This window comes from Streptomyces sp. WAC 06738, assembly GCF_003945505.1.
In the GTDB taxonomy this organism is placed as follows: Bacteria; Actinomycetota; Actinomycetes; order Streptomycetales; family Streptomycetaceae; genus Streptomyces.
Window position 1 is genome coordinate 8,259,862 of the sequence record NZ_CP029618.1, and the last position, 23,084, is coordinate 8,282,945.

The window sequence follows — 23,084 nt, forward strand, 5'->3', positions numbered from 1 at the left end:
GATCACACGGTGCGCACGCATCATGGAAAGGAGCATCCGTCCCGGTACCCGTACCCGCGGCCACCGGCAGCGAGGAGATGTCGTGCACGAGAAGCTGCTCCGCAGGGCAGGCGGCCGGCTCATCCATCGCCACGACGCCCGCCCCTCCGCAGCCGCCCCGGCGCGCCCGGAAGAACTCGTGCTCGACCCGGTGAAGGTACGCGGCCTCGGCGAAGGCACACTCGGCGCGCACGACGAGGCCGCACTCGCCCGGGAAGTGGCGGAGCTGCTGCCCCACGGCTGGGACCTGCCCTACAAGCTGAAGGCGGCGCTCCAGGACGTCATCGCACACCTCGGCAGCGAAGCCGACCTGATCAGATGGCTGGACACCTTCCCCGGCCGTCCCCGCCTGACGGCACGCATCTACGTCTTCCTCGGCCTTCTGGACCGGTACGGCGACGCGCCGGAGGTGCTCGAAGCCCTGCGGGCAGCCCGCACCCGGGAGCCGTATCCGGAAGGTCTGCGCGACGTCCTCGTGCCGCAGACCGACTCGGAGACCCTCTCCGATCTGGGGTACCGGGTCGAGGCGGCCCTCACGGACGGGAAGGTGGAGCGCGCCGCGGTGCTGGCTCTCGCCATCGCCGGCTGGCTGCGCCGGTCGCTCACCGGCCCCGTAGCCGATCTGATGGGCCACGCCAGGGAGGACATCGCGCAGGCGGCCGGCGAGGCGGCGGCTCCCCGGAGTCCGGCCGGCCCGTGACGGCCGGTCAGGCCGTCCGTCCGCCCATGCCGAGTGCCGGGACGCGCGGCCTGCGCGCGGTCCGGGAGCAGGTCGGGGCGTACGAACACTGCCGCCCCTGACGGGCGCCGCACCGGTGTCCGCCGCATCGGCCGCCGGGGGGACGGCGTTCGTTCGCCGAACCGCACATGTGGCGTACGCTGCCGGGCGTGAGTGAGGGAGACAAGGCCCGCTTCGACGCGGTGGACGCGCTGGTGGCGCGGTCGCGGGTGCTGCCACCGCCGGGGGAGCGGCGCCGGCTGCGGATGGCGCACGGTCTGACGCAGCAGGAGGTCGCCGACGCGCTGGGCGTACGGCGGGCGACGGTGGGCGCCTGGGAGAGCGATGATCCCGGCCGCCGTACGGAACCGCGCCCGCCCGAACGCGACGCCTACGCCCGGCTCCTGGACCGGCTCACCGAGCTGTACCCGCCGCCACCCGCTCCCGACGTGCCGGCCGCACCCGAGTCTCCCGCCGCGCCCCCGGCACGCCGGACCGTCCCGGCGCCTCCCCGGCCCGCGGACTCCGCGGCTGCGGCGCCGCGGACGCGGCCGTCCGTACGGAAGCCCGCGCCCAGCGCCGCGCCGGCGGGGGAGGGGCGCTACCCGGCCGGCCCGCTGGCGGTGCTCGACGGCGCCGGCCTCGCCCACCTCGCCGACGGCCGCACGGCACCCTGCCCCGCCGGCTCGGTCGCGGAACTGGTCGACTGGGCTCTGCGGGCCGGGCTCGGCGCCGAGCGCCTGCACCGGCACGGGCAGGACGCCGACCCCCTGGTCGTGCTCACCGAAGCCGCCGCCGAGCGGCTCGGGTTGCCGCCCCGGCTGGAGAACCGCGCCTTCGACGACGGGATGCGCCTCGCGGAGGACCACCCGGTGGTGCGCGAGATCCTGGCCGCCGGCTGGAAGCTGACCCGCCGCGGGTTCGGCCCCTGGCCGCGGATCTACCGCTCCGCCGAGCACGGCCGCCGCCGCTGCGTGCAACTCGCCGTCCTCGGCTGGGACGCGCTGGAGGACCGCGCCTGGCCCGGCGCAGGCCAGGTGCCCCCCGGCGAGCTGGCGCGGATGCTCGGCACGTACGCGGCCCGGGTGCTCACGCCCCGCGGCTCCACCGCGGTCACCGGTCTGGAGCTGATGACCGCGCTGCGCCCGCCGACCCGCCCCGTCCGCGACGGTGCCGCCTGGACCTCGGGACCCGTACCAGGATCGCTCACCGCCCCGGTCGATCCCGCCCCGCCGGAGGCCCCGGAGGAGCATCCGGTCGCCGAAGGCCGCCCCGCGGGGCAGGAGCTGGACGAGGAGGCGTACGACTGGGTACGCCCCGGCGGGTTCACCGACGCCGAGTGCGCGCTGCCGTACGTGCTCGGCCTGGACGTCAACATGGCGTTCGCCGCGGCGGCGAACCGGCTGACGGTTGGCCTGGGCGCCCCGGTCCACACCGACGGGCCCCGCTTCGACAAGAAGGTCCCCGGGGCCTGGTACGTCGACCTCTCCCACGTCGAGCTGGACCCCCGCCTGCCGTCGCCGTTCTCCCCCGGCGGCGACCGGCCCTCCGGCCCCGCCTGGTACGCCACGCCCACCGTCGCCTACGCCGTCGAACTCGGCCACGACGTCGCGCCGCTGGAGGCGTGGCTGCGCCCGGAGGCGGGCGCGTACCTGGACCCGTGGTACGAGCGGCTGCGCGACGCGTACCTGGCCACGATGGCCGACCTCGGCGTGACCAAGGACCTCACCGAAGCCGCCTACCTGGCCGCGATGGCCGGCCACAAGAGCGTCGACCCGGCCGCCGCCGCGGTCCTGTCCGCGATCAAGGCGACCGTCAAGGGCGGCATCGGCAAGCTCCGCGAACGCGCCCAGGGCAAGGCGAGGTTCCGTACGAACCAGCGGTGGCCCGCCCTGGAACGGCCGACCTGGCGGCCGGACATCCGGGCCGCGGTCATCGCCACCGCCCGGGTCAACATGCACCGCAAGATGCTCAAGATGGCCGCCCACGGCCGCTACCCGGTCGCGGTCCTCTCCGACTGCGTCGTCTACCCCGCCCCCACCCCGTCGCCGCTGGACCTGCTGCCCCGTACCCCCGACGGCAGGCCGGCCCCCGGCGTCTTCCGCCTGGGCGTCAGCCCCGGCATGACCAAGCTCGAAGGCGTACGGGACCTGTGGTGGGCCGCCGAGGTCATCGAAGAGCACTACAACCCGGCCCGGCACATCAAGGACGACCCCACCCGCGACGGGGAGGAGTGAGCGGTGGCGACGATCGGCGAGTCCCTCGAAGCGGCGCTTCAGGCCACCGCGACCCGCCCCATCCCGGTGAGCCCGCAGGCCCGGATGCGGTTCCTGGTACGCGCCGAGCGGGGCTCCACCCGCCGCGCCGCGCAGCGCCTCGGCTGCTCCCGGCGCCAGGTCGAGCGCTACCTCGCCGGGCAGGCCAAGCGCCCCACCCCGCGCCTGGCCGCGGCGCTGGAGCGTGAGGTCCGCAAGAGCTGGCAGCCCCGCGTACGGGCCCGCGCGATCCGGCAGGCCGCCCAGCGCGGCGCCATCGTGGAGACCCGCGCCCGGTTCGGCTTCACCGCCGCCCCCGGCTCCACCGACGATCCCCGCATGCGGCGCATCACCGAGCTGCTCCCCCCGGACATCACCGCGCGGCTCCTCGCCCAGCACGCCGCGGGCGCCGACGAGGCCGAACTGCGCGACCTCCTCGGTGCGGGCCTGGGGCACGCGTACTTCCAGGACCGCGGCCGCCGAGCGGCGGGCCTGGAGGTGACGGTCACCGACATCGACCACCTCGACGTCGACCTGAGCTGAGCCGAGCCTTCCGCCTCGTCGGCGGCAGCCGGCAGCCGGCAGCCGGCGGTCCGGTCCGTCAGTCGGGCTGCTTCTCCATATGGGCGAGGAGGCGGTCCGAGATCCGGGCGAGCGTGGCGAGTTCCTCCTCGGTGAGGGCGTTGATGAAGAGCCGGCGGACGTGTGCGACGTGGAGCGGTGCGGCTTCCTCGATCGCCTCGTAGCCTGCGGGAGTGGCGACGATGAACGCCCCGCGTCCGTCGTCGGGACAGTCCTCCTTGCTCACCAGGCCGCGTTTCATCATCCGTGCGACCTGGTGGGACATACGGCTCTTCTCCCACTCCACCAGCTTCGTCAGGTCCATGAAGCGCATCCGCCCCTCGCCGCTCTCGGTGAGCTTGACCAGCACGGTGTAGTCGGCGGCGGACATGCCGGAGTCGGCCTGTACCCGGCGGGAGAGCCGTCCGATGAGCTTCTCCTGCATCCGGATGAAACTCTCCCAGGCGGCGGTCTGCTCCGGGGTCAGCCAGCGAGGCGTTGCGTCCATGGGGGGAGCGTAACGAGGCCGCCGATGGGTCTTCCATCCGGCGGACACGGCCGATTTCGCCTCGGCGTCCAGGACGTCCGGAGCGCCGCGAGCGCCGGCATCTTGCAGTTCGCCTCGGTAACTTTCCGCGCCCGGGCGAGGGTCGGCAAGTGGGCTTCTCAGGCGTCTAGTTGACGGCTCAACGATCAGTCCCTAACGTAGATGACGCGTCAACTACATGCGCGGGAGGCTGCCATCCGGTAGGCCCCCGCTCTGTCTGACGTCCGCGAACGCGCAGCTTCGGAAGGGGACTCCCATGAGCACCGAGAACAAGGCCGGAATCGACGCACTGCTGACGCCCGAGGAGAGCGTCCTCGTGCTCATCGACCACCAGCCGTTCCAGTTCGCAAACCTGAACAGCCACGAGCCGACGATGGTCGTCAACAACGTCGTCGGCCTCGCCAAGGCCGCGAAGGTGTTCGACGTCCCGGCCATTCTCACCACCGTGCTGGAGGAGCGCGGCGGCCTTCTCCTCCGGGGTGTGCAGGACGTGTTCCCCGAGCAGAAGCCGATCAACAGGACCTTCATCAACACCTGGCAGGACGAGCGCGTGGTGGACGCCGTCAAGGCGACCGGGCGCAAGAAGCTGATCATCGCCGGGCTCTGGACGGAGATCTGCGTGGCGATGCCCGCCATACAGGCCGCGGGCGAGGGCTTCGAGGTCTTCGTCGTCACCGACGCCTCGGGCGGCGTCTCGAAGGAGGCGCACGACATGGCCGTGCGCCGCATGGTCCAGGCGGGCGTGGTGCCGATCACCTGGCTGGCCGTGATGGGAGAGTGGCAGCGCGACTGGGCCCGCGAGAAGACCATCGCGGGTGCCGCCGAGGTCCAGGCGCAGCACGGCGGTGCCAGCGGCGTGGCCTTCGCCTGGGAGCTTCAGCTCCTCGCCACGCCCACCGGCAGCGAGGGCTGACGTCTGCGCGGAGGCTGTCGCCGACGCGCGAGGGAGCCGGCGGGCGTTACACTCGCTTGTGCTGCAAGTTGATGCATCAACTGGATGCGGGCCCGGCGCGGGCCACCGCCCGCGCGGAACGAACATGGAGGAACACGTGTCAGTGGAAGTGAGTGACGCTCCCGGCGCCAACCGGTACGAGGCCCGGGTCGACGGGGAGTCCGAGGTGGCGGGCGTCGCGGCCTACATCCGTACGCCGGAACTCATCGCGTTCGTGCACACCGAGGTCCCACCGGAGTACGAGGGCAGGGGTGTCGGGTCGGCGCTGGCGCGCACCGCCCTCGACGAGGCGCGTGCCGCGAACCTGCGGGTGCTGGCCACCTGCCCGTTCTTCGCCGGGTGGATCGCCCGCCACCCCGAGTACAAGGACCTGCTGTATCAGTCCCGCAGCAGGGTCAGCGACTGAGCACCGGGCATGGCAACGAGGGAGGCGGCATGAGCAGCAAGACCCAGAAGAGGGCCTACGAGGGCGAGTCGATCACCGTGACCTTCGAGGCCGGGCGCTGCCTGCACGCCGCGGAATGCGTCAACGGTCTGCCGCAGGTCTTCGACCCGGACGCGCGTCCGTGGATCCGGCCGGACGGCGCCGCGGCCGAGCGCCTGGCCGAAGTGGTGCGGCGCTGTCCCTCGGGCGCGCTGCAGTACGACCTGGTGGACGGAGACGCGGAGGCCCCGGACCGGCCCACGCACGTCGCGCGCAACTCCGTCGGGCAGGTCCTCGTACGCGGCGAGCTGAGCCTGGACACCGCGGCGGGCCCGCGGGCGGAGACGAGGGCCGTTCTCTGTGGCTGCGGGCAGAGCGCTCATCAGCCCTACTGCGACCACGGGGGTCGCTGCGGCCGGAGGGCAACGGACTGACCCCGCCCGTCCACACGCACGTACCCGGAACGACCAGGAGCCGGGCTGCCGGTGGCCGGAAAAGCCCGCAGGACCGACCCGGACGGAGCATCCATGGCAGACCTTTTCCTCATCGGCATCACCGGCGGCGTCGGCCGTCTGCTCGCGCGGAGACTGCGCACGCGAGGCGACACCGTACGCGGGCTCGTCCGCCGGGACGACCAGCGAGCCGAACTGGCGACTCAGGACATCGACGCACGAGTCGGCGATCTCTCCACCATGACCGTGGACGAACTGGCGGCGGCGTTCCGCGGTGCCGACGCGATCGTCTTCAGCGCCGGATCGAACGGCGGCAGCAGGGAGGTCACGAAGGCCGTCGACGGCGACGGGGTGGCGAAGGCGATCGCGGCGGCGCGCCTGGCCGGTGTCGAGCGCTTCGCCCTGGTCTCCGTACTCCCGGAATCCTGGCGGGAACGTGACCTCGGCGAGGAGGTCGAGTACTACTTCGCCGTCAAGAAGGAAGCGGACATCGCGCTCAGCCGCAGTGGGCTGAACTGGCTGATTCTCCGTCCGTCCCTGCTCGTCGACGGCCCGGGAACCGGCGCCGTGTCCCTCGGCCCTGCGGAGTTCCACGGCCGGATCAGCCGCGACGACGTCGCCGCCACCCTGGCCGAACTGCTCCACGAGCCCCGTATCGGCCGGCAGATCCTCGAACTCAACGAGGGTTCCACGCCGATCGAAGACGCGGTCCGGGCGAATGTCCGCTGACCAGGCGGCCCTCCCACGCGGAGGTGAGGCGTGGCGCGCGGAGCGGCGTGGTGATTCGGTGAGACGCCGCGAGGTCACGGCGGAGAATTTCCCCATCGGCACGGAGGAGCACGCATGCGGTCAGTCATTCCCGACTATCTGACCGAGGCACTCGGAGACGTCGAGCCGGACACCTCCGGAGTGCAGGCGGGATACATCCCCGAACTCGCGGCGGCGGACCCCGAGCGCCTCGGCGCGGTCTTCGCCACCGTCGACGGCAAGGTCTACGGTGCCGGCGATGTCGATACCGAGTTCACGATCCAGTCGATCTCCAAGCCGTTCACGTACGCGCTGGCACTGGCCGACCGCGGCTTCGACCCGGTGCTCGCCAAGGTCGGCGTCGAGCCGTCGGGTGAGGCTTTCAACCAGATCTCCCTCGAAAGCGATACCGGGCGCCCGCTCAATCCCATGATCAACGCCGGTGCGATCACCACCCACGCGCTGGCCGGCGAGGAGGACCTGGATCCGGCGGCGCGCGTGGAGCGCGTGGTCAGGGGGCTTTCGGCGTTCGCCGGCCGTCGGCTGCGGATCGACGAGGCGGTGTGCGTGTCGGAGATGGAGCACGCGCACCGCAACCTCGCCATCGCCCACATGCTCCGCAGCCACGGCGTCCTGACCGAGGACCCGGACGCCGTCGTCGACGGCTACACCCGCCAGTGCGCCGTGCTCGTCACCGCGCGGGACCTGGCCATGATGGCGGCGACGCTGGCCAACCGCGGCGTGAACCCCCTCTCGGGTGAGCAGGTGGTGAGCGAACCGGTGGTGCGGCAGGTGCTGAGCGTCATGTTCACCTGCGGGATGTACGACGCGGCCGGTGACTGGGCGACCCAGGTCGGCATTCCGGCGAAGAGCGGCGTGGCCGGGGGCCTGATCGGCGCGCTCCCCGGCCAGATCGGCATCGCCACCTTCTCGCCGCGACTGGACCGGCACGGGAACAGCGTGCGCGGGGTGTCGCTCTTCGAACGCTTCTCCTCCGACATGGGCATGCACGTGATGCAGGTCCCGCCCCCGGCGCGTGCGGTCGTACGGTCCAGCCACGTCGCCGGCAGCGGCCCGAGCGCGGTCCGGGTCCTCCAACTGCAGGGCGGGATCGGCTTCTCCGGAGCGGAGCGAGTCGTCAGGGAGACCGTGGACTCGCCACCCGCGGAGGCCGGGGTGGCCCTGGACCTCACGAGGGTCCACTCGATCGATGACGTGGCCCGGCGCATGCTGCTGGAGATCGTGCGCCGGCTCACGCTGGACGGTCACGAGGTCTACCTCGTCGACCCGGAATCGGTCATGCCGGACCCCGACCCCGGAGACGGCGGCCGGGTCACCGTCGTGGGCACCGTGGACCAGGCGGTGATTCCACCGCACAGGGCAACCCGGCGCTGAACGCCCCGGGGATCAGCCGACGGGGCCGCCGACCGCGGTGAAGGCGTACGAGACCGCGAAGGGCCCGTGCCCGTACGAGACCGTGATCCTGTCGCCGTGGCCCCCGTCCACCGCGCTCAGGTCGAGGGTCGCGCGGAACGTCCTCGCGTTCCGCCCGGCCTGCGTCACGGTCAGCGGCGCGGCGGCCCGATCACCCACCCGCACCTCGACCGAGCCGCGGTCGGCGGAGGCCGCGTCCAGGTTCAGCGGTGCCCGCAGCTCCACCGTCACCTTCGCGTGCCGGGGCACCACCCGGGCGGCGGCGCCACCGAGGGTACGGACCTCGATGCCGGTCTGATCGGCGGCGCGCCAGGCGAGTGAGGCGTTCCAGGCGCTGTTGAACGCCACCCAGCCCTCGGTGTGGCCGATGTTCCCCTGGTCCGGGTCGAAGGGGTAGTGGCCGTTCTTGGGGCTGCCGTCGAGGACGCCGGGCAGATCCTCGAGCAGTCCCGCACCGCCGCGGTACTCGGAGAACCAGCCGCGCTCCACGCCCTCGAAGCCGGCGGTGCCGCTGGGCGCGTCGTACGAGGCGTGCCGCCCGGTGGGGTTGCGGCCGAAGATGTTGTCGACGTGCGCCGCCGCGATCTCGCGCAACCGCCCGGCCAGCGGGTCGTCGCCGAGCAGCCGGGCCGCGGCGAGCGCCGGCGCGGCGAAGCCGGCCACGTTGCCGGTCTCGTTGGGGTCGTCGGCGCCGCCGCCCGTGAAGGCGGGGATGGTCCAGCGGTCGTCGGAGTAGCGGCGGAAGTCCCAGAGGTTGTCCGAGCGGCCGGTCACGGTCCGCGCCCAGTCGCGGACGAAGTCCTCGATCCCGGCGGGCGCCCGGTCGGGGTACGTCTCGGCGAACTGCACGAGGCCCGTGATCAGCACGTGTTCGCTCTGCCGCTGCCCCTTGGTGGTCCGCGGGTCGCCGACGTCGAGGTTCTCGATCAGCCAGGCGGCCTGGTCCTGCGCGGCACGCAGGTACCGCTCCGCGTCGTCGCGGCCCTCCCGCTGCGCGACCTCGTACATCATCAGGTTCGGCCACACCGAGTGGCCCGGCGCGAGTTCGCCCTTGCCGGTGCCGACCTGGGTGTACGTCTGGAAGAGGTCGCCGGTGTGCGGGGTGAACGCCTGCCAGTAGTAGCGGTCGCGGGCGGGGTCCCCCCAGGTGGCGAAGAGGTGGTCGAGGGTGCGCTCGTAGACGCCGGCCGGTATCCACTCGGCGAGCTGCGGATAGGCGTAGGCGAAGGCCGCGAGCTGCTCCTTCAACTGCGGATCGGTGACGTCCGCTTCGAGGAGCAGTTCGACTCCCCAGTGGATGAGCCGCACGATCTCCGGCGTGCCGTCGGGAAGCGTCACCGGAAGTCCCTTGTAGACCGCGTCGTCCACGGTGATCTGCTCGAACGCGCTCGGGTTGGCCAGGTAGAGGTCGACGAGCGTCTGGATCTCCTTCGAGTACTGGGCTCCGTCCCGCCAGGTCACCGCCTTCATGCACGCGCGATGGCCGTACTCGTCGCTGATCAGTCCCGGCCCTTCCGCCTTGCGGGTGAAGTCGCCGAAGTAGCAGCGGCTGCCCGACATGAACTCGATGGCCCTGCCGTACGAGACCCGGTCGATCCAGTACGCCCCGATGCCGAACGGCACCGACGTGCCCGTGCCCGCCGCGCCCTTGACGGTGACGACGAAGTCCCCGGTGTCGCGGGGGTCGAACCCGGTGAAGTCCCCGACGCCGCCGGTGACCTCGCCCCGGTACCTGACCATTCCGGACGCGTCGCTGACCGTGAAGGCGGCGCCGTCCTCGGCCCGCGGGGCGGTGAACCGCTTCGGCTCGCCCAGACCGAACCCGCTCTGGTTCAGCAGCACCGGCTGATCGGCCCGCGGATCGCCGGGCGCGAGGCCGCTGACAGCCGGCGGCTCGGCCGTCGCGGCGACGGCGGTCGCCGGGAGGGTGCCGAGGCAGAGGACCCCGGCGGCGATGAGTGCCTGGACCTTCATACGTGCCTCCAACTTGCTGTTCTGCAAGAGAAATTCACGATGCGCATGCTTCAGTCATCATGTGCAATGCGTCAACCCCTGCCGCACGTGAAATCGGAACGGCGTCGTCGATATGCGCCGCCGGACACGGCTGCCGTCCGCGCGGGCGCGCCGAACCCGCCCGGCTCGGGAAGGGTTCTCCGGCCGGAGCGTCAGGCCCGCGCCAGGAACCGGCGCTGGGCGGCGAGGAGGTCCGCTTCCTCCACCGCCTCGCCGGGGTGCGGGAAGTGGCCCGCGGTGAGCACGTGCAGCTCCTTCGGCCCCGGCAGGGCGTTGTGCACGGCGAACTGCCCCGGCGGCGGGACGGCCGGGTCGAAGAGCGCGGCTCCGACGTGGACCGGAATGCCGATGTGCCGCGCCGCGGTGGCGGCGTCGAAGTACGCCAGCACCTCCGCGACCTCCGGATGCGCGGCATGGTGCCGCCGGACCGACTCGCCGCTCCCGGTGCACGGCAGCGTCAGCCGCAGCGGATGGTTGCCGAAACTGGGCACGGTCAGCACCGCGGCCGCGAACCGGTCGTCCCACGGCAGCGCCAGCGCCCCGATGCCGCCGCCGAAGCTCGCCCCCGCGTACGTGAGCCGCCGCATCGACGCGGGGACGAGTTCCGCGAGCGCCGTCGCCGCGCACCACACGTCGGCGGCACAGCCTCCGTGCACGTACGACCGCCGGGAACCGATGCCGTGCAGGACGTGCGCGGCCGCGTCTGACGGCAGGTCCGGTTGCCGGCTGCGTGCGCCCTGGCCGCGCAGGCACGGCCAGATGGCCGCCGTGCCCGGCGGCAGCAGCGCCGGCTCGGGGCCCTCCCGGCCGCCGTAGCCGTGCGTCACGACGCAGCCCCGGCGCACCTGCCCGTCCGCCGGCAGCGTCACCCAGCCGCCGATGCGGCGCCCGCCGAGCGAGGTGTACGCGACCTCGTGCACCGCCACCGCTTCCGCCCCACCGGTGGTCGCCGTGCGGCTGCGGAGCCGGGGCGCGACCCGCGTGCCACGGGCCTCGGCGTACAGGGCGCGCCAGAACTCCCCGAAGCCGGAGGGGGCTTCGGGGGCGGGCACGGCGAGCAGCCGGTCCAGGTCGTAGCCGTACGCGGGGTCGAAGGGGAAGTCGTGTGCCGGGCCGGCCGCCTGCCCGCGCGGGCGGTGGCCGCGACCGCCGCCGTCCGTCCCCACCACCCACGCCTCCCGCCCCGCACCGCCGTTCGCCCCAAGGTACTCGGGCGATCCGCACCGGCGGGGGCGCGGTCCTCAAGTCCGGGAAACCTCCCGGAAATTCGTTCGCCACCGCCTGTTGACGGGGTCATGCCCCGCTCCTATGGTCGCTGCTACGAAACAGCAAGAGGGGCTCAAGTCCTGCTAATCCGCTGCTGATACGTAACAGCAAGGGGTTCCTTTGTCAGTCAAACGCCGTCGCGGGGCACCGACCCAGGCAGACGTCGCCCGCCGTGCGGGCGTGTCGCAGGCGACCGTCTCCGCCGTCGTGAACGGTCGTGCCACCGACCACCGGATACCCGTCGAGACGGAGGAACTGGTCCGCCAGGCCGTCCGCGACCTCGGCTACGCGGCCAATCCCGCCGCCCGCAGCCTCAAGGGCAAGCGCAACCGGATGATCGGGGTGCACACCTTCGAGTCGGTCTTCCCGATAGCCAGCCGCGACTTCTACCACGAGTTCCTGGTCGGAGTGGAGGAGCAGGCCGTCGCCGAGGGCCACGACCTGGTGCTGTTCACCTCCACGGAGGGCCCCGACGGTCAGCGTCAGCTCTACAGCGACGGCTCGAACCGCCTCAACGTCGCCGACGGCAGCGTGCTGCTCGGCGTCGCGCACGACCACTCCGACCTCGCCCGCCTCAGCCGGGAGGGCTACCCCTTCGTCCACATCGGCCGCCGCGACGTGCCGGGCGCCGACATCGCCTGGGTCAGCGCCGACTACGCCGAGGCGACCCGCGACGCCGTCGCCCGGCTGGTCTCGCTGGGCCACCGCCGGGTCGGCTACCTCGGCATCACGCACCGGGTCGAGGCCGTCGTCGACCGCGAGGCCGGCTACCGCGCCGCCTGCGCGGACGCCGGCATCCCGCAGCTCCCGGTGCTGATGAACGACGAGGACCTCACACAGGAGTGGTTCGACCTCGCCCTGGCGTCCGGGATGACCGCGTTCGTCGCCGAGGAGGAGTCGTTCGCCGGCCGCATCGCCGGCTTCGCCGCCGCCCGCGACCTGGCGATACCCGGGCAGCTCTCGCTCGTCGTGCTCCGCGGTACGGAGACGGGCCCGTACCCCGGGACCGGCTGGAGCTGCGTGGAGATCCCCCGCCGGGAGATCGGCCGCGAGGCCGTGCGGCTGCTCCTGCGCCTGCTCGACACCCCCGACGCGCCGCGCGAGGACCAGATCCTCCTCTCCTGCACGCCGCCCGGCGGGGAGACCGTCGCCGTGGCCCCGGCGGGCGCTCCGGGAGGAGAGGCATGACGGAGCTGCGCACCGACATAGCCGTCGTCGGGGGCGGGCTCGGCGGCGTGGCCGCCGCCCTGGCAGCCGCCCGCTCGGGCCTCAGGGTCCTCCTCACCGAGGAGTACGACTGGGTCGGCGGCCAGTTGACCGTCCAGGGCACGCCGCCCGACGAACACCCCTGGATCGAGCAGTTCGGCTGCACCGCGAGTTACCGCCGGCTCCGGGACGGGATCCGCGACTACTACCGGCACTGGTACCCGCTGTCGGCGGCGGCGCGCCGGCAACCGGCCCTCAACCCCGGCGCCGGCCGGGTGAGCGCGCTGTGCGCGGAGCCGAGCGCGGCGCACGCCGTGCTGCGGGCCATGCTCGCGCCGCACCGGGCGAGCGGCCTGCTGGACCTGCGGCTCGGCCACCGCCCGGTCGCCGCGACCACCGACGGCGACGCCGTCACCAGCGTGACGCTGCGCGACCTCGGCTCCGGCGAGGACGTCACGGTGACCGCCGCGTACTTCCTGGACGCCACGGAGACCGGCGAGCTGCTGCCGCTCACCGGCACCGAGTACGTCACGGGGTTCGAGTCGCAGGCCGACACCGGGGAGCCCAGCGCCCCCGCGCGGCGGCAGCCGCTCAACATGCAGGCCGCCTCCTGGTGCTTCGCCGTCGAGCACAGGGCCGGCGAGGACCACACCATCGACAAGCCCGACGACTACGGCTTCTGGCGCGACTACCGCCCCCCGTACTGGCCCGACCGGATGTTCAGCATGGTCGCGCCCAAGCCGCAGACGCTGCGGCCGGCGACCCGCGTGCTGATCCCCGACCCCGCGCCGGGCGAACCCGCCCTGCAGGGCCTGGCGGGCGACCTCGACCTGTGGGCCTTCCGCCGCGTCCTCGCCCGCTCCTCGTTCGAGGACGGCACGCTCGCCGGCGACGTCGTCATCGTCAACTGGCCGATGATCGACTACGTCGAGGGGCCACTGTACGAGGTCGAGCCCGCGGCGGCCGCGCGCCACCTGGCCGGCGCGCGGCAGATGAGCCTCTCCTTCCTCTACTGGATGCAGACGGAGATGCCGCGCCCCGACGGGAGCACCGGGCTGCCCGGACTGCGGCTGCGCGGCGACGTCGTGGGCACCGCGGACGGGCTGTGCAAAGGCCCGTACATCCGCGAATCCCGGCGCATCCGTGCCGTGTACACGGTGACGGAGCAGGACGTCTCCCTCGCGATACGGGGTGAGCGCGGGGCGGTCGCGTACGAGGACTCGGTCGGCATCGGCTCCTACCGCATCGACCTGCACCCCTCCACCGGCGGCGACAACTACATCGACGTGGCCTCCTCGCCCTTCCGTATCCCGCTGGGCGCCCTGCTGCCCGAGCGGATGCGCAACCTGCTGCCCGCCGCCAAGAACATCGGCACCACCCACCTCACCAACGGCTGCTACCGGCTGCACCCGGTCGAGTGGAACGCCGGCGAGGCCGCGGGACTGCTCGCCGCGTACTGCCTGCGCCACCGCACCACCCCGCACCAGGTCCGCGCCCAGCCCGCCCGACTCGCGGACTACCAGAGCGCGTTGACCGGCCACGGCGTCGAGATCGCCTGGCCCGACATCCGCGGTTACTGAACCCGAGGGAGCGAGAAGATGACGGGACGCATCGACAGGAGAAGGCTGCTGATGGCCGGCGGGTCACTGGTGGCGGCCGGGGCCGTCGGCGGACTCACGCTGAACGGCTGCGACTTCAGCACGGATCCGGCGGGCGGCGCGGACACGGGGCCGGTCGAGGGCAAGGGGCAGGCGCCCGAGCTGCAGCGGCTGGTCGACGAGGGGAAGCTGCCCGCGCTGCCGAAGCGGCTGCCGGCGGAGCCGCTCGTGGTCCGCCCCGTCGACCGGGTGGCGGCCTACGGCGGCACCTGGCGCAACGCGCTCATCGGCGCGGGCGACGCCGGCCGCCTCGGCTACGCCTTCGCGTACGAGAACCTGGTCCGCTGGGACCGCGACTGGAAGAAGATCATCCCCAACGTCGCGGAGTCGTTCAGCGAGAGCGAGGACGCCACGCGGGTGACGTTCAGGCTCCGCAAGGGCCTGAAGTGGTCCGACGGCGAGCCGTTCACCGCGGACGACATCGAGTTCGCCTTCCGGGACCTGATCATGAACAAGGAGATCATCCCGGACACGCCGGGCCAGTACACCGTCGGCGGCGGCCCGGCGAAGCTGCGGAAGATCGACGCCTACACCGTGGAGTTCACCTTCGCCGGGCCCAACGCCCTCTATCTGACGGGCATGGCGAACGAGGTCTACGACATGCTGACCCGGCTGCCCAAGCACTACCTCGGCCGGTTCCACCCCGACCTCAGCCCGGACGCCGAGAAGGCGGCCACGGAGCTGGACTACGCGGGCCCGATGGAACTGCTCCAGGACGCCCTCTACGCGGGCATGCTCTGGAAGGACCCGCGGCTGCCCCGGCTGCACGCCTGGCTGCCCGACGACGCCATCGGCGGCGGCACGCGCATGCGGTTCACCCGCAACCCCTACTACTTCAAGGTCGATCCGGAGGGCAACCAACTGCCCTACCTCGACGGCGTCGACTTCGCCATGGCCCAGGACGCCGAAGTGGTGCTGCTCAACGTGCTCCGGGGCGACATCGACATGATCGAGCGCAACGTCACCACCACCAAGAACAAGCCGGTGCTGGCCCGGGACCGGACCAAGGGGCACTACGGCTTCTTCGACCTGGCGTCGGACAAGCTCAACACCCTGACGATCATGCTCAACCTCACCTGCAAGGACGAGGCGAAGCGGGAGGTCTTCGGCAGCCGCGACTTCCGCATCGGCCTCTCGTACGCCATCGACCGCCGGAAGGTCATCAAGGCGGTGCACGCCCGGCAGGGTGAGCCCTGGCAGGTCGCCCCCGCGCGCGACTCCGGCTTCTTCGACGAGGAGATGGCCAAGCAGTACACCGAGTACGACCCGGACAAGGCGAACGAGCACCTCGACCGGGCCGGTCTGCGGCGGGACGGCGACGGGCCGCGGCGCGGCCCGGACGGCGAGCCGTTCTCCTTCCGCATCCTGGTCAGCGCCGGTGCCGGGAAGCCCGAGCTGGCCGACGCGCTGGAGATCATCAAGCCCATGTGGGAGGCCGTCGGCGTACGGATGAGCGTGCAGGCGGAGGACGAGACCCTGCGCATGCAGCTCATCCAGGGCAACGGCCACGAGGCGCTCGCCTGGGACGGGGACGGCGCCCTGGACCCCGTCAGCACCCCCGCCTTCTTCATGCCGGAGTGGGGCGAGAACAACGCCTTCTGCCCCGAGTGGTTCACCTGGCTGGCCACCGGAGGGCAGGAGGGCATGGAACCGCCGGCCCATGCCAAGGAGCAGTACCGCCTCTACCACGAGGAGATCGCGGCCGAGACGGACGAGAAGCGGCGCGCGGCGACGATGAAGCAGATCCTCGCCATCGCGAAGGAGCAGTTCTACACCATCGGGATCAGCACCCCGCTGCCCGGCTACGGCGTCGTCGGCGAGACCTTCCGCAACGTGCCCGAGAAGAGCTTCTTCGCCGCCAAGTTCCCCATGCCGGGGGCCATGAACCCCGAGCAGTTCGCCATCGGCGCGTAACCGGCACACGGCTGACGGGACGGTCGAGCAGTGTTGAGCTACCTGGCACGTCGGTGCCTCTACATGATCCCCACGCTCTTCGGGATCTCCGTGGTGGCCTTCGCCATCATCCAGTTGCCCCCGGGCGACTTCCTCACCACCCTCGCCGCCCGGCTGGAGAACCAGGGCGACCGGATGGACGAGGCGCAGATGTCCGCGCTGCGCGAGCGCTACGGGCTCGGCGAGCCGGTCTACGAGCAGTACGGGAAGTGGGTCTCCGCGATCGTGCTGCACGGCGACTTCGGGGAGTCCTTCGAGTACGGCAAGTCCGTGTCCAGCCTGGTCATGGACCGGCTGCCGCTCACCGTGGTGCTCGCCGTCTCGACCCTCCTGGCGACCTGGCTGCTGGCGTTCCCCGTCGGCCTGTACTCGGCGGTGCGGCAGTACTCGGTCGGCGACTACGTGGCCACCACGGTCGGGTTCCTGGGCCTCGCCATCCCCAACTTCATGATCGCGCTGGTGCTGATGTACCTGGGCCACAGCGTCTTCGGGATGAGCGTCGGAGGGCTCTACTCGCCGGAGTACGAGGACGCGGCCTGGAACCTCGGCAAGTTCCTCGACCTCCTCAGCCACCTGTGGGTGCCCGTGCTGGTACTGGGCGCGGCGGGCACCGCCGGCCTGGTGCGGGTGCTGCGCGCCAACCTCCTGGACGAACTGCGCAAGCCGTACGTCGTCGCCGCCCGGGCGCGCGGCATGCCGGAGCGCAGGCTGGTGCTGAAGTATCCGCTGCGGGTCGCGCTCAACCCGTTCGTCTCCAACGTCGGCTACGTGCTGCCGGCGCTGGTCTCCGGCGAGGTCATCGTCTCCCAGGTGCTGTCGCTGCCCACCACCGGGCCGCTGCTGCTGGGCGCGCTGCGCAGCCAGGACATGTACCTGGCCAGCTCCATCATTCTCATCGTCAGCCTGCTGACCGTGATCGGCACCCTGCTCTCCGACGTACTGCTGGCCTGGCTGGACCCACGGGTCCGGCTGGCCCAGGGATGAGGGACGACCATGCGCATACGCACCCGGCCCGCGCCGACCGCAGCACCGGCCAGGCACGGCGCCTCCCAATGGCGGCTCATCTGGCGCCGGTTCCGCAGGCACAAGCTCGCCATGGCCGGCCTGATCGTCACCCTCGCCTTCTACTTCGTCGCGCTCTTCGCGGAGTTCCTGGCGCCCTACGGCACGGACTACCTCGACGACGACTACCCGTACGCCCCGCCGCAGACGGTCCGGTTCAGCGGCGGCCTGCACGTCGACGGCTACACGACGACCGTGGACGACGACACGTACGAGCAGACCTTCACCACCGACCCGTCGGCGGACGTCCCCATCGGCTTCTTCGTCAAGGGCGACGAATACCACCTCTTCGGCCTCATCCCCTGGGACCGCCACCTCATCGGCCCCAAGGAGCCCGGCGCCGCGATGTTCCTGCTGGGCGCCGACCGCAACGGGCACGACCTGCTCTCCGAACTCATCCACGGCACCCGGGTGTCGATGACCATCGGACTGGTGGGCGTCGTGGTGGCGTTCCTCCTCGGCGTGACGCTCGGCGGGATCTCCGGCTACCTGGGCGGCAGAACCGACACCGCGATCCAGCGGCTCGTCGAGTTCTTCATGTCCCTGCCCCACCTGCCCCTCTGGCTGGGCCTGGCGGCGGCCTTGCCACCCGACTGGGGCCCGCTGCGGCGGTACTTCGCCATCACGGTGGTGCTGGCCATGATCGGCTGGACCCATCTGGCCCGGGAGGTACGCGGCCGCTTCCTCGCCCTGCGCCAGGAGGAGTTCGTCACCGCGGCCCGCCTGGACGGCTGCACCCGCGGCCGGGTGATCTTCCGGCACCTGCTGCCGTCCACCAGCAGCCACCTCATCGCCCAGCTCTCGCTCTCCATCCCGGCGATGATCCTGGCCGAGACCGCGCTGAGCTTCCTCGGCCTGGGTCTCCAGGCACCCGTCGTGAGCTGGGGCGTGCTGCTGCAGGACGCGCAGAACATCCGCGTGCTCTCCTCCGCCCCGTGGCTGATGCTCCCCGGCCTCGCCGTCGTCACCGCGGTTCTGGCCCTCAACTTCGCCGGCGACGGGTTGCGCGACGCCGCGGACCCCTACAGGAAGTGACGGAACGAGACGATGGCCCCTGAACCGGACCCCCCGTTGCTCGACATCATCGATCTGAAGACGCACTTCGACACCGAAGAGGGCACCGTCCGCGCCGTGGACGGGGTGAGCTTCACCGTCCCGCGCGGCAGGATCGTCTGCGTCGTGGGGGAATCGGGCTGCGGCAAGAGCGTGACCGCGCGCTCCGTCCTCGGCCTGGTCGAGGAGCCGGGCCGGATCGTCGGCGGCTCGATCCGCTTCTACGCCCCGGCCGCCCCAGCCGCCGTGGACGCCGGCGCTCCCGCGGACGGCGCCGCGGCCGAGGACACCGCGGACACTGCCCAGGCCCGGTCCCTCGACCTGGCCGCGCTCGACCCGCGGGGCGAGGAGATCCGCTCCGTCCGCGGCGGCCGGATCGCGATGGTCTTCCAGGAACCGATGGCCGCCCTCTCGCCCATGTACACCGTCGGCGACCAGCTCGTCGAGGCCATCCGGCTCCACCTGCCGCTGAGCCGGGAAGCGGCCCGCGCACGGGCCGTGCACCTGCTGGAGCGGGTGGGCATCCCCGGCGCCGAGCGGCGTATGGACGCGTACTCCTTCCAGCTCTCCGGCGGCATGTGCCAGCGCGTGATGATCGCCATCGCGCTCTCCTGCGACCCCGAACTGCTCATCGCCGACGAGCCGACCACCGCGCTGGACGTCACCACCCAGGCCCGGATCCTGGACCTGCTGACCGGGATCCAGGCGGACACCGGCATGTCGGTCCTCTTCATCACGCACGACCTCGGCGTGGTCGCCGAGATCGCGGACGAGGTGGTGGTGATGTACCTCGGCACGGTGGTCGAGCAGGGCCCCGTGGACGCCATCTTCCACGACCCCGCCCACCCCTACACCCGGGCCCTCCTCGGCTCCGTACCCCGCATGGGCGCCGGTGCCCGGCAGCGGCTCGCCTCCATCCGCGGGAACGTCCCGCACCCCTCCGAGCGCCCCGCAGGCTGCCCGTTCCACCCGCGCTGCGCCAGCGCGGTCGCCGGGGTCTGCGACACGGCGGAGCCGCCCGAGACGGCGCTGTCCGAGGACCGCAGGGTCCGCTGCGTGCTGCACGGAGACGCGCCGCCGGCCGTCCCCGCGGCGGCCACGACCGAAGGAGCCCAGGCATGACCGACACCGTGCTCCCGGACACCACCGCCGCCGCACGCACGGCCCCCGTCCTCGAAGTCCGCGGCCTTCGCACGCACTTCCCCGTCAAGCGCGGCTTCCTCGGCCGCACCGTCGGCCACGTCCGCGCCGTCGACGGCGTCGACCTCTCCGTCCGGCCCGGTGAAACCCTCGGCCTGGTGGGGGAGTCGGGCTGCGGCAAGACCACCCTGGGCCGCAGCGTCGCCCGAATCCTCCGGCCCACCTCGGGCCGGATCTCCTACCGGCCGGAGGCGGGTGCGGAGCCGGTGGACGTCGCCGCCCTGTCCGGCCGCGGGCTGCGCGCGTACCAGCGGCAGGTCCGGGTCGTCTTCCAGGACCCGTTCTCCTCGCTCAACCCCCGGATGACGCTGCTGCAGATCGTCGGTGAGCCGCTGCGCTCGTACGGCATCGCCACCGGGGCGGAGCTGGAGGACAGGGTGGCGGCCATGCTCACCCGCGTCGGTCTTTCGCCGAAGTACCTGCACCGCTACCCGCACGCCTTCTCCGGCGGCGAGCGGCAGCGCGTCAGCATCGCCCGCGCGCTCATCGTGGACCCGAAACTGGTCGTCGCCGACGAGCCGGTCTCCGCGCTCGACGTGTCCGTCCGCGCCCAGATCCTGAACCTGCTCCGCGACCTCCAGGAGGAGTTCGCGCTCACCTACCTGTTCATCTCCCACGACCTGTCGGTCGTGGAGAGCGTCTGCGACCGCGTCGCCGTCATGTACCTCGGCAGGATCGTCGAACTGGCCGGGACCGACGAACTGTACGCCCGCCCGCGCCACCCCTACACCGAGGCGCTGCTCTCCGCCGTGCCCCGCCCGGACCCGCGGCTGCGCGGCAGCGCCCGCCGCATCCGGCTCTCCGACGACCTGCCCGACCCGGCGCACCCGCCCGCCGGCTGCCCGTTCCGCACCCGCTGCCGCTTCGCCCGCCCCGGCCTCTGCGACGTACCGGAAAAGCCCCCCGCGCTGATCCCCGCCGCCGGCGGTACCGACCCGGGACACCGGGTCGCCTGCCACCTCGCCGGCGAACTCACGCTGACCGGAGTCCACGAAACCCCTGGAGCGACCGCATGACCGACAGGACCGCCACGGAACCCGCCACCGCAGCACTGCGTGCCCTCGTCGGCAAGCTCACCCTGGAGCAGAAGGTACGGCTGCTCACCGGCGCCGACAACTGGGCCCTGCACGCCGAACCCGCCGTCGGCCTGCGCCGGATCGTCCTGTCCGACGGACCCAGCGGAGTGCGCGGCGAGAGCTGGGACGGCCGCTTCACGGCCCTCAACCTGCCCTCCGCCACCGCCCTGGCCGCCACCTGGGACCCCCGGATCGCCTACCGCTACGGCGCCGTCATCGCCTGCGAAGCCCGCCGCATGGGCGTCGACGTCGTCCTCGGCCCCACCATCAACCTGCACCGCAGCCCCCTGGGCGGCCGGCACTTCGAGGCGTACTCCGAGGACCCGCTGCTCACCTCCCGGCTCGCCGCCGCGTTCGTCCGCGGGGTGCAGGACGGCGGCGTCGGCGCCACACCCAAGCACTACGTCGCCAACGACGCGGAGACCGACCGCTTCACCGTCGACAACCGCATCGGCGAGCGCGCCCTGCGCGAGCTGTACCTCGCCGCCTTCGAGGACACCGTGACCGGCGAGCGGCCCTGGATGGTGATGTCCGCCTACAACTCCGTCAACGGCACCACGATGAGCGAGCATCCGCTGCTCGCCGAGCCGCTCTGCGGCGAGTGGGGCTTCGACGGTGTCGTGGTCTCCGACTGGTGGGCCGTGCGCAGCACCGGGCCCGCGGCGCTGGCGCGCCAGGACCTGGTGATGCCGGGACCGGAAGGCCCCTGGGGCGGCAAGCTGACCGCGGCCGTGCGGGACGGGCGGGTGCCGGAGGAGGCCGTCGACGAGAAGGTGCTGCGGATCCTTCGTCTCGCGGTGCGCGTGGGTGCGCTGGAGGGTTTCGCGCCGGCCGTCGCCGCACCGCCGGCCGGGGAGGACGGGCCCGCGCTCGCGCGGGAGGTGGCCGCCACCGGCACCGTGCTCGTACGCAACAGCGGTGAGCTGCCCTGGTCGGCGGAGGGCCTGCGCTCCGTCGCCGTCGTCGGGCACCTCGGCTTCCTGCCCCGCACCCAGGGCGGCGGCAGCGCCACCGTCGAGCCCGCCCGGGCCGTCTCGCCGCTGGAGGGTCTACGGGCCGCGCTGCCCGGCGCCCGCGTCGACTGGCACCTCGGCGCACTCGCCCAGCGCGGCATCGCCCCCTTCGCGGGCAGCGACCTCACCGATCCGGTCAGCGGCCGGCCGGGCGTGCGCCTGGTGTGCCGCGGCGCCGACGGCACCGTGATCCTCGACGAGCACCGGCGCGACGCCAACCTGGCCCGCCTGGGCTCGGCCCGGCTCGCCCACACCGCGACCGTGGAGGTCACCACGCGCTATCTGCCCGCGCGCTCCGGTCCGGTACGGATCGGAGTCGCGGGCGCCGGAACCCTCCGGCTGGCCGTCGACGGCACCGAACTCCTGCGGGAAGAACTCGTCCACACCGGCGAGGAGTTCGGCGGCGGGCTCGTCTCCCCGCCGCACGCGAGCGCGCCCGTCGAACTCGACACCGGCCGGCCGGTGGACATCGCCGTCCGCCTCGGCCTGCCGCCGCGGCAGGGCCCGGACTCCGGCGTCACCCTCGTCGCCGGGCTCGACCTGGACACCGGCGCACCCGACGCCGAGATCGCCGCGGCGGCCGCGGCGGCACGCGACGCCGACGTCGCCCTCGTCGTCGTCGGCACCGGTCCGGAGGTGGAGAGCGAGGGCTTCGACCGCACCACCCTCGCCCTCCCCGGCCGGCAGGACGACCTGGTCCGCGCGGTCGCGGCGGCCAACCCCCGCACGGTGGTCGCCGTGAACGCGGGCGCGCCGGTGCTGCTGCCGTGGCGGGACGACGTCGCCGCCGTGCTGCTCACCTGGTTCGGCGGCCAGGAGTTCGGGCACGCGCTCGCCGACGTGCTGCTCGGCACGGTGGAGCCCGGCGGCCGGCTGCCCACGACCTGGCCGGCGGACGAGGCGGACGTACCCGTGCTGTCCACCACACCGGCGGCGGGACGGCTGCCGTACGACGAGGGCATCAGGATCGGCTACCGCGCCTGGCTGGAGTCCGGCGCCGAGCCCGCGTACCCCTTCGGACACGGGCTCGGATACACCACCTGGGCTCCGCCGACGGCGGAGATCCCCGGCGAACTCGCCGCCGGCGAGGATCTCCTGCTCATCGTCGCCCTGCGCAACACCGGAGAGCGCCGCGGCAAGCAGGTGGTCCAGGCGTACCTGTCCCGCCCCGCCGGCGCCGTCGACCGGCCGGTGCGCTGGCTGGCCGGGCACGCGACCGTCACGGCGGGCCCGGGGCAGACCGTCACCGCCGACCTGCGGATCCCCGCCCGCGCGTTCCAGCACTGGGACGGCGCCTGGCGCACCGAACCGGGCGACTTCCAGGTGCACCTCGGCTTCAGCTCGGCGGATCTCGCGGTCACCGGGACCGTACGGATCCACTGAGACCACCCCGCACGGAGAGGAGGACCGCAACCGCATCGGCACCACCCCCCACCGAACCTTCGTTCCCAGGAG

19 protein-coding genes are annotated in these 23,084 nt (G+C 72.7%); 16 read left to right on the plus strand and 3 right to left on the minus strand.

Annotation, left to right across the window (positions count from 1 at the left end; translation table 11 throughout):
- The first annotated feature begins 82 nt into the window (after nt 1-82).
- The 3 genes from DMB38_RS35750 (at nt 83) to DMB38_RS35760 (ending at nt 3,555) form a co-directional block, all read left to right on the plus strand.
- Complete coding sequence (locus tag DMB38_RS35750) at nt 83-739, plus strand: hypothetical protein (RefSeq protein WP_125938679.1); 657 nt, start codon at nt 83-85, stop codon at nt 737-739.
- 167 nt (nt 740-906) lie between these two features.
- A complete protein-coding gene (locus DMB38_RS35755; protein WP_125938680.1) occupies nt 907-2,994 on the plus strand; it encodes a helix-turn-helix transcriptional regulator in 2,088 nt (695 codons plus the stop codon).
- 3 nt (nt 2,995-2,997) lie between these two features.
- Nucleotides 2,998-3,555 carry a helix-turn-helix domain-containing protein gene (locus DMB38_RS35760; RefSeq protein ID WP_125938681.1) on the plus strand — a complete coding sequence of 186 codons (558 nt, stop codon included), beginning with the start codon at nt 2,998-3,000 and terminating at the stop codon, nt 3,553-3,555.
- Nucleotides 3,556-3,613: 58 nt separating this feature from the next.
- Here DMB38_RS35760 and DMB38_RS35765 read toward each other — a convergent pair whose 3' ends face one another.
- Nucleotides 3,614-4,081, minus strand: coding sequence for a MarR family winged helix-turn-helix transcriptional regulator (locus DMB38_RS35765; RefSeq protein ID WP_125938682.1), 468 nt, complete (start codon nt 4,079-4,081; stop codon nt 3,614-3,616).
- A gap of 295 nt (nt 4,082-4,376) precedes the next feature.
- Here DMB38_RS35765 and DMB38_RS35770 point away from each other — a divergent pair, with 295 nt between their 5' ends.
- The 5 genes from DMB38_RS35770 to DMB38_RS35790 all read left to right on the plus strand — a co-directional run bounded on the left by DMB38_RS35770 (nt 4,377) and on the right by DMB38_RS35790 (nt 8,090).
- Nucleotides 4,377-5,033 (plus strand): hydrolase, encoded by a 657-nt coding sequence (locus tag DMB38_RS35770; RefSeq protein WP_125938683.1) that lies wholly within the window; start codon nt 4,377-4,379, stop codon nt 5,031-5,033.
- Nucleotides 5,034-5,169: 136 nt separating this feature from the next.
- Nucleotides 5,170-5,478 (plus strand): GNAT family N-acetyltransferase, encoded by a 309-nt coding sequence (locus DMB38_RS35775; RefSeq protein ID WP_125938684.1) that lies wholly within the window; start codon nt 5,170-5,172, stop codon nt 5,476-5,478.
- A 29-nt stretch (nt 5,479-5,507) separates the two neighbouring features.
- On the plus strand, nt 5,508-5,930 hold the full coding sequence (locus tag DMB38_RS35780; protein WP_125938685.1) for a (4Fe-4S)-binding protein: 423 nt from the start codon (nt 5,508-5,510) through the stop codon (nt 5,928-5,930).
- A 93-nt stretch (nt 5,931-6,023) separates the two neighbouring features.
- Nucleotides 6,024-6,677: an NAD(P)H-binding protein gene (locus tag DMB38_RS35785; protein ID WP_125938686.1), complete on the plus strand. Its 654-nt coding sequence runs from the start codon at nt 6,024-6,026 to the stop codon at nt 6,675-6,677.
- Between the two features lie 114 nt (nt 6,678-6,791).
- Nucleotides 6,792-8,090 (plus strand): glutaminase, encoded by a 1,299-nt coding sequence (locus DMB38_RS35790; protein ID WP_125938687.1) that lies wholly within the window; start codon nt 6,792-6,794, stop codon nt 8,088-8,090.
- A gap of 12 nt (nt 8,091-8,102) precedes the next feature.
- Here the strand turns inward: DMB38_RS35790 and DMB38_RS35795 are convergent, their stop codons facing one another.
- Nucleotides 8,103-10,103, minus strand: coding sequence for a hypothetical protein (locus DMB38_RS35795; protein ID WP_125938688.1), 2,001 nt, complete (start codon nt 10,101-10,103; stop codon nt 8,103-8,105).
- A gap of 191 nt (nt 10,104-10,294) precedes the next feature.
- Nucleotides 10,295-11,308, minus strand: a complete 1,014-nt coding sequence (locus DMB38_RS35800; RefSeq protein ID WP_125939491.1) for an acetylxylan esterase — start codon at nt 11,306-11,308, stop codon at nt 10,295-10,297.
- 220 nt (nt 11,309-11,528) lie between these two features.
- Between DMB38_RS35800 and DMB38_RS35805 the strand changes: the two genes are divergently transcribed.
- From DMB38_RS35805 to DMB38_RS35840, 8 genes are read left to right on the plus strand one after another with little or no spacing between them, the layout of a single operon-like run.
- Nucleotides 11,529-12,596, plus strand: coding sequence for a LacI family DNA-binding transcriptional regulator (locus DMB38_RS35805; RefSeq protein WP_125938689.1), 1,068 nt, complete (start codon nt 11,529-11,531; stop codon nt 12,594-12,596).
- Nucleotides 12,593-14,194 carry an FAD-dependent oxidoreductase gene (locus DMB38_RS35810; protein WP_206337791.1) on the plus strand — a complete coding sequence of 534 codons (1,602 nt, stop codon included), beginning with the start codon at nt 12,593-12,595 and terminating at the stop codon, nt 14,192-14,194. The genes DMB38_RS35805 and DMB38_RS35810 overlap by 4 nt, the downstream gene beginning before the upstream one ends.
- An 18-nt stretch (nt 14,195-14,212) precedes the next feature.
- Entirely contained in the window at nt 14,213-16,186 is a 1,974-nt protein-coding gene (locus DMB38_RS35815; protein ID WP_125938690.1) for an ABC transporter substrate-binding protein, read from the plus strand.
- Nucleotides 16,187-16,216: 30 nt separating this feature from the next.
- On the plus strand, nt 16,217-17,209 hold the full coding sequence (locus DMB38_RS35820) for an ABC transporter permease (RefSeq protein WP_107086184.1): 993 nt from the start codon (nt 16,217-16,219) through the stop codon (nt 17,207-17,209).
- A 9-nt stretch (nt 17,210-17,218) separates the two neighbouring features.
- Nucleotides 17,219-18,322: an ABC transporter permease gene (locus DMB38_RS35825; protein ID WP_125938691.1), complete on the plus strand. Its 1,104-nt coding sequence runs from the start codon at nt 17,219-17,221 to the stop codon at nt 18,320-18,322.
- A gap of 12 nt (nt 18,323-18,334) precedes the next feature.
- Nucleotides 18,335-19,462 (plus strand): ABC transporter ATP-binding protein, encoded by a 1,128-nt coding sequence (locus tag DMB38_RS35830; protein ID WP_125938692.1) that lies wholly within the window; start codon nt 18,335-18,337, stop codon nt 19,460-19,462.
- A complete protein-coding gene (locus tag DMB38_RS35835) occupies nt 19,459-20,556 on the plus strand; it encodes an oligopeptide/dipeptide ABC transporter ATP-binding protein (RefSeq protein WP_125938693.1) in 1,098 nt (365 codons plus the stop codon). Before DMB38_RS35830 ends, DMB38_RS35835 begins: the two co-directional genes overlap by 4 nt.
- Complete coding sequence (locus DMB38_RS35840) at nt 20,553-23,012, plus strand: glycoside hydrolase family 3 C-terminal domain-containing protein (RefSeq protein WP_125938694.1); 2,460 nt, start codon at nt 20,553-20,555, stop codon at nt 23,010-23,012. Before DMB38_RS35835 ends, DMB38_RS35840 begins: the two co-directional genes overlap by 4 nt.
- Nucleotides 23,013-23,084: the final 72 nt, after the last annotated feature.

What these genes read in the sequence shown, in the direction of transcription:
- DMB38_RS35755 (WP_125938680.1), top strand. Translation starts at nt 907, where the DNA reads ATGTGGCGTACGCTGCCGGGCGTGAGTGAGGGAGACAAGGCCCGCTTC.
- DMB38_RS35765 (WP_125938682.1), bottom strand. Translation starts at nt 4,081, where the DNA reads ATGGACGCAACGCCTCGCTGGCTGACCCCGGAGCAGACCGCCGCCTGG.
- DMB38_RS35770 (WP_125938683.1), top strand. Translation starts at nt 4,377, where the DNA reads ATGAGCACCGAGAACAAGGCCGGAATCGACGCACTGCTGACGCCCGAG.
- DMB38_RS35780 (WP_125938685.1), top strand. Translation starts at nt 5,508, where the DNA reads ATGAGCAGCAAGACCCAGAAGAGGGCCTACGAGGGCGAGTCGATCACC.
- DMB38_RS35785 (WP_125938686.1), top strand. Translation starts at nt 6,024, where the DNA reads ATGGCAGACCTTTTCCTCATCGGCATCACCGGCGGCGTCGGCCGTCTG.
- DMB38_RS35790 (WP_125938687.1), top strand. Translation starts at nt 6,792, where the DNA reads ATGCGGTCAGTCATTCCCGACTATCTGACCGAGGCACTCGGAGACGTC.
- DMB38_RS35795 (WP_125938688.1), bottom strand. Translation starts at nt 10,103, where the DNA reads ATGAAGGTCCAGGCACTCATCGCCGCCGGGGTCCTCTGCCTCGGCACC.
- DMB38_RS35810 (WP_206337791.1), top strand. Translation starts at nt 12,593, where the DNA reads ATGACGGAGCTGCGCACCGACATAGCCGTCGTCGGGGGCGGGCTCGGC.
- DMB38_RS35815 (WP_125938690.1), top strand. Translation starts at nt 14,213, where the DNA reads ATGACGGGACGCATCGACAGGAGAAGGCTGCTGATGGCCGGCGGGTCA.
- DMB38_RS35825 (WP_125938691.1), top strand. Translation starts at nt 17,219, where the DNA reads ATGCGCATACGCACCCGGCCCGCGCCGACCGCAGCACCGGCCAGGCAC.
- DMB38_RS35830 (WP_125938692.1), top strand. Translation starts at nt 18,335, where the DNA reads ATGGCCCCTGAACCGGACCCCCCGTTGCTCGACATCATCGATCTGAAG.
- DMB38_RS35835 (WP_125938693.1), top strand. Translation starts at nt 19,459, where the DNA reads ATGACCGACACCGTGCTCCCGGACACCACCGCCGCCGCACGCACGGCC.
- DMB38_RS35840 (WP_125938694.1), top strand. Translation starts at nt 20,553, where the DNA reads ATGACCGACAGGACCGCCACGGAACCCGCCACCGCAGCACTGCGTGCC.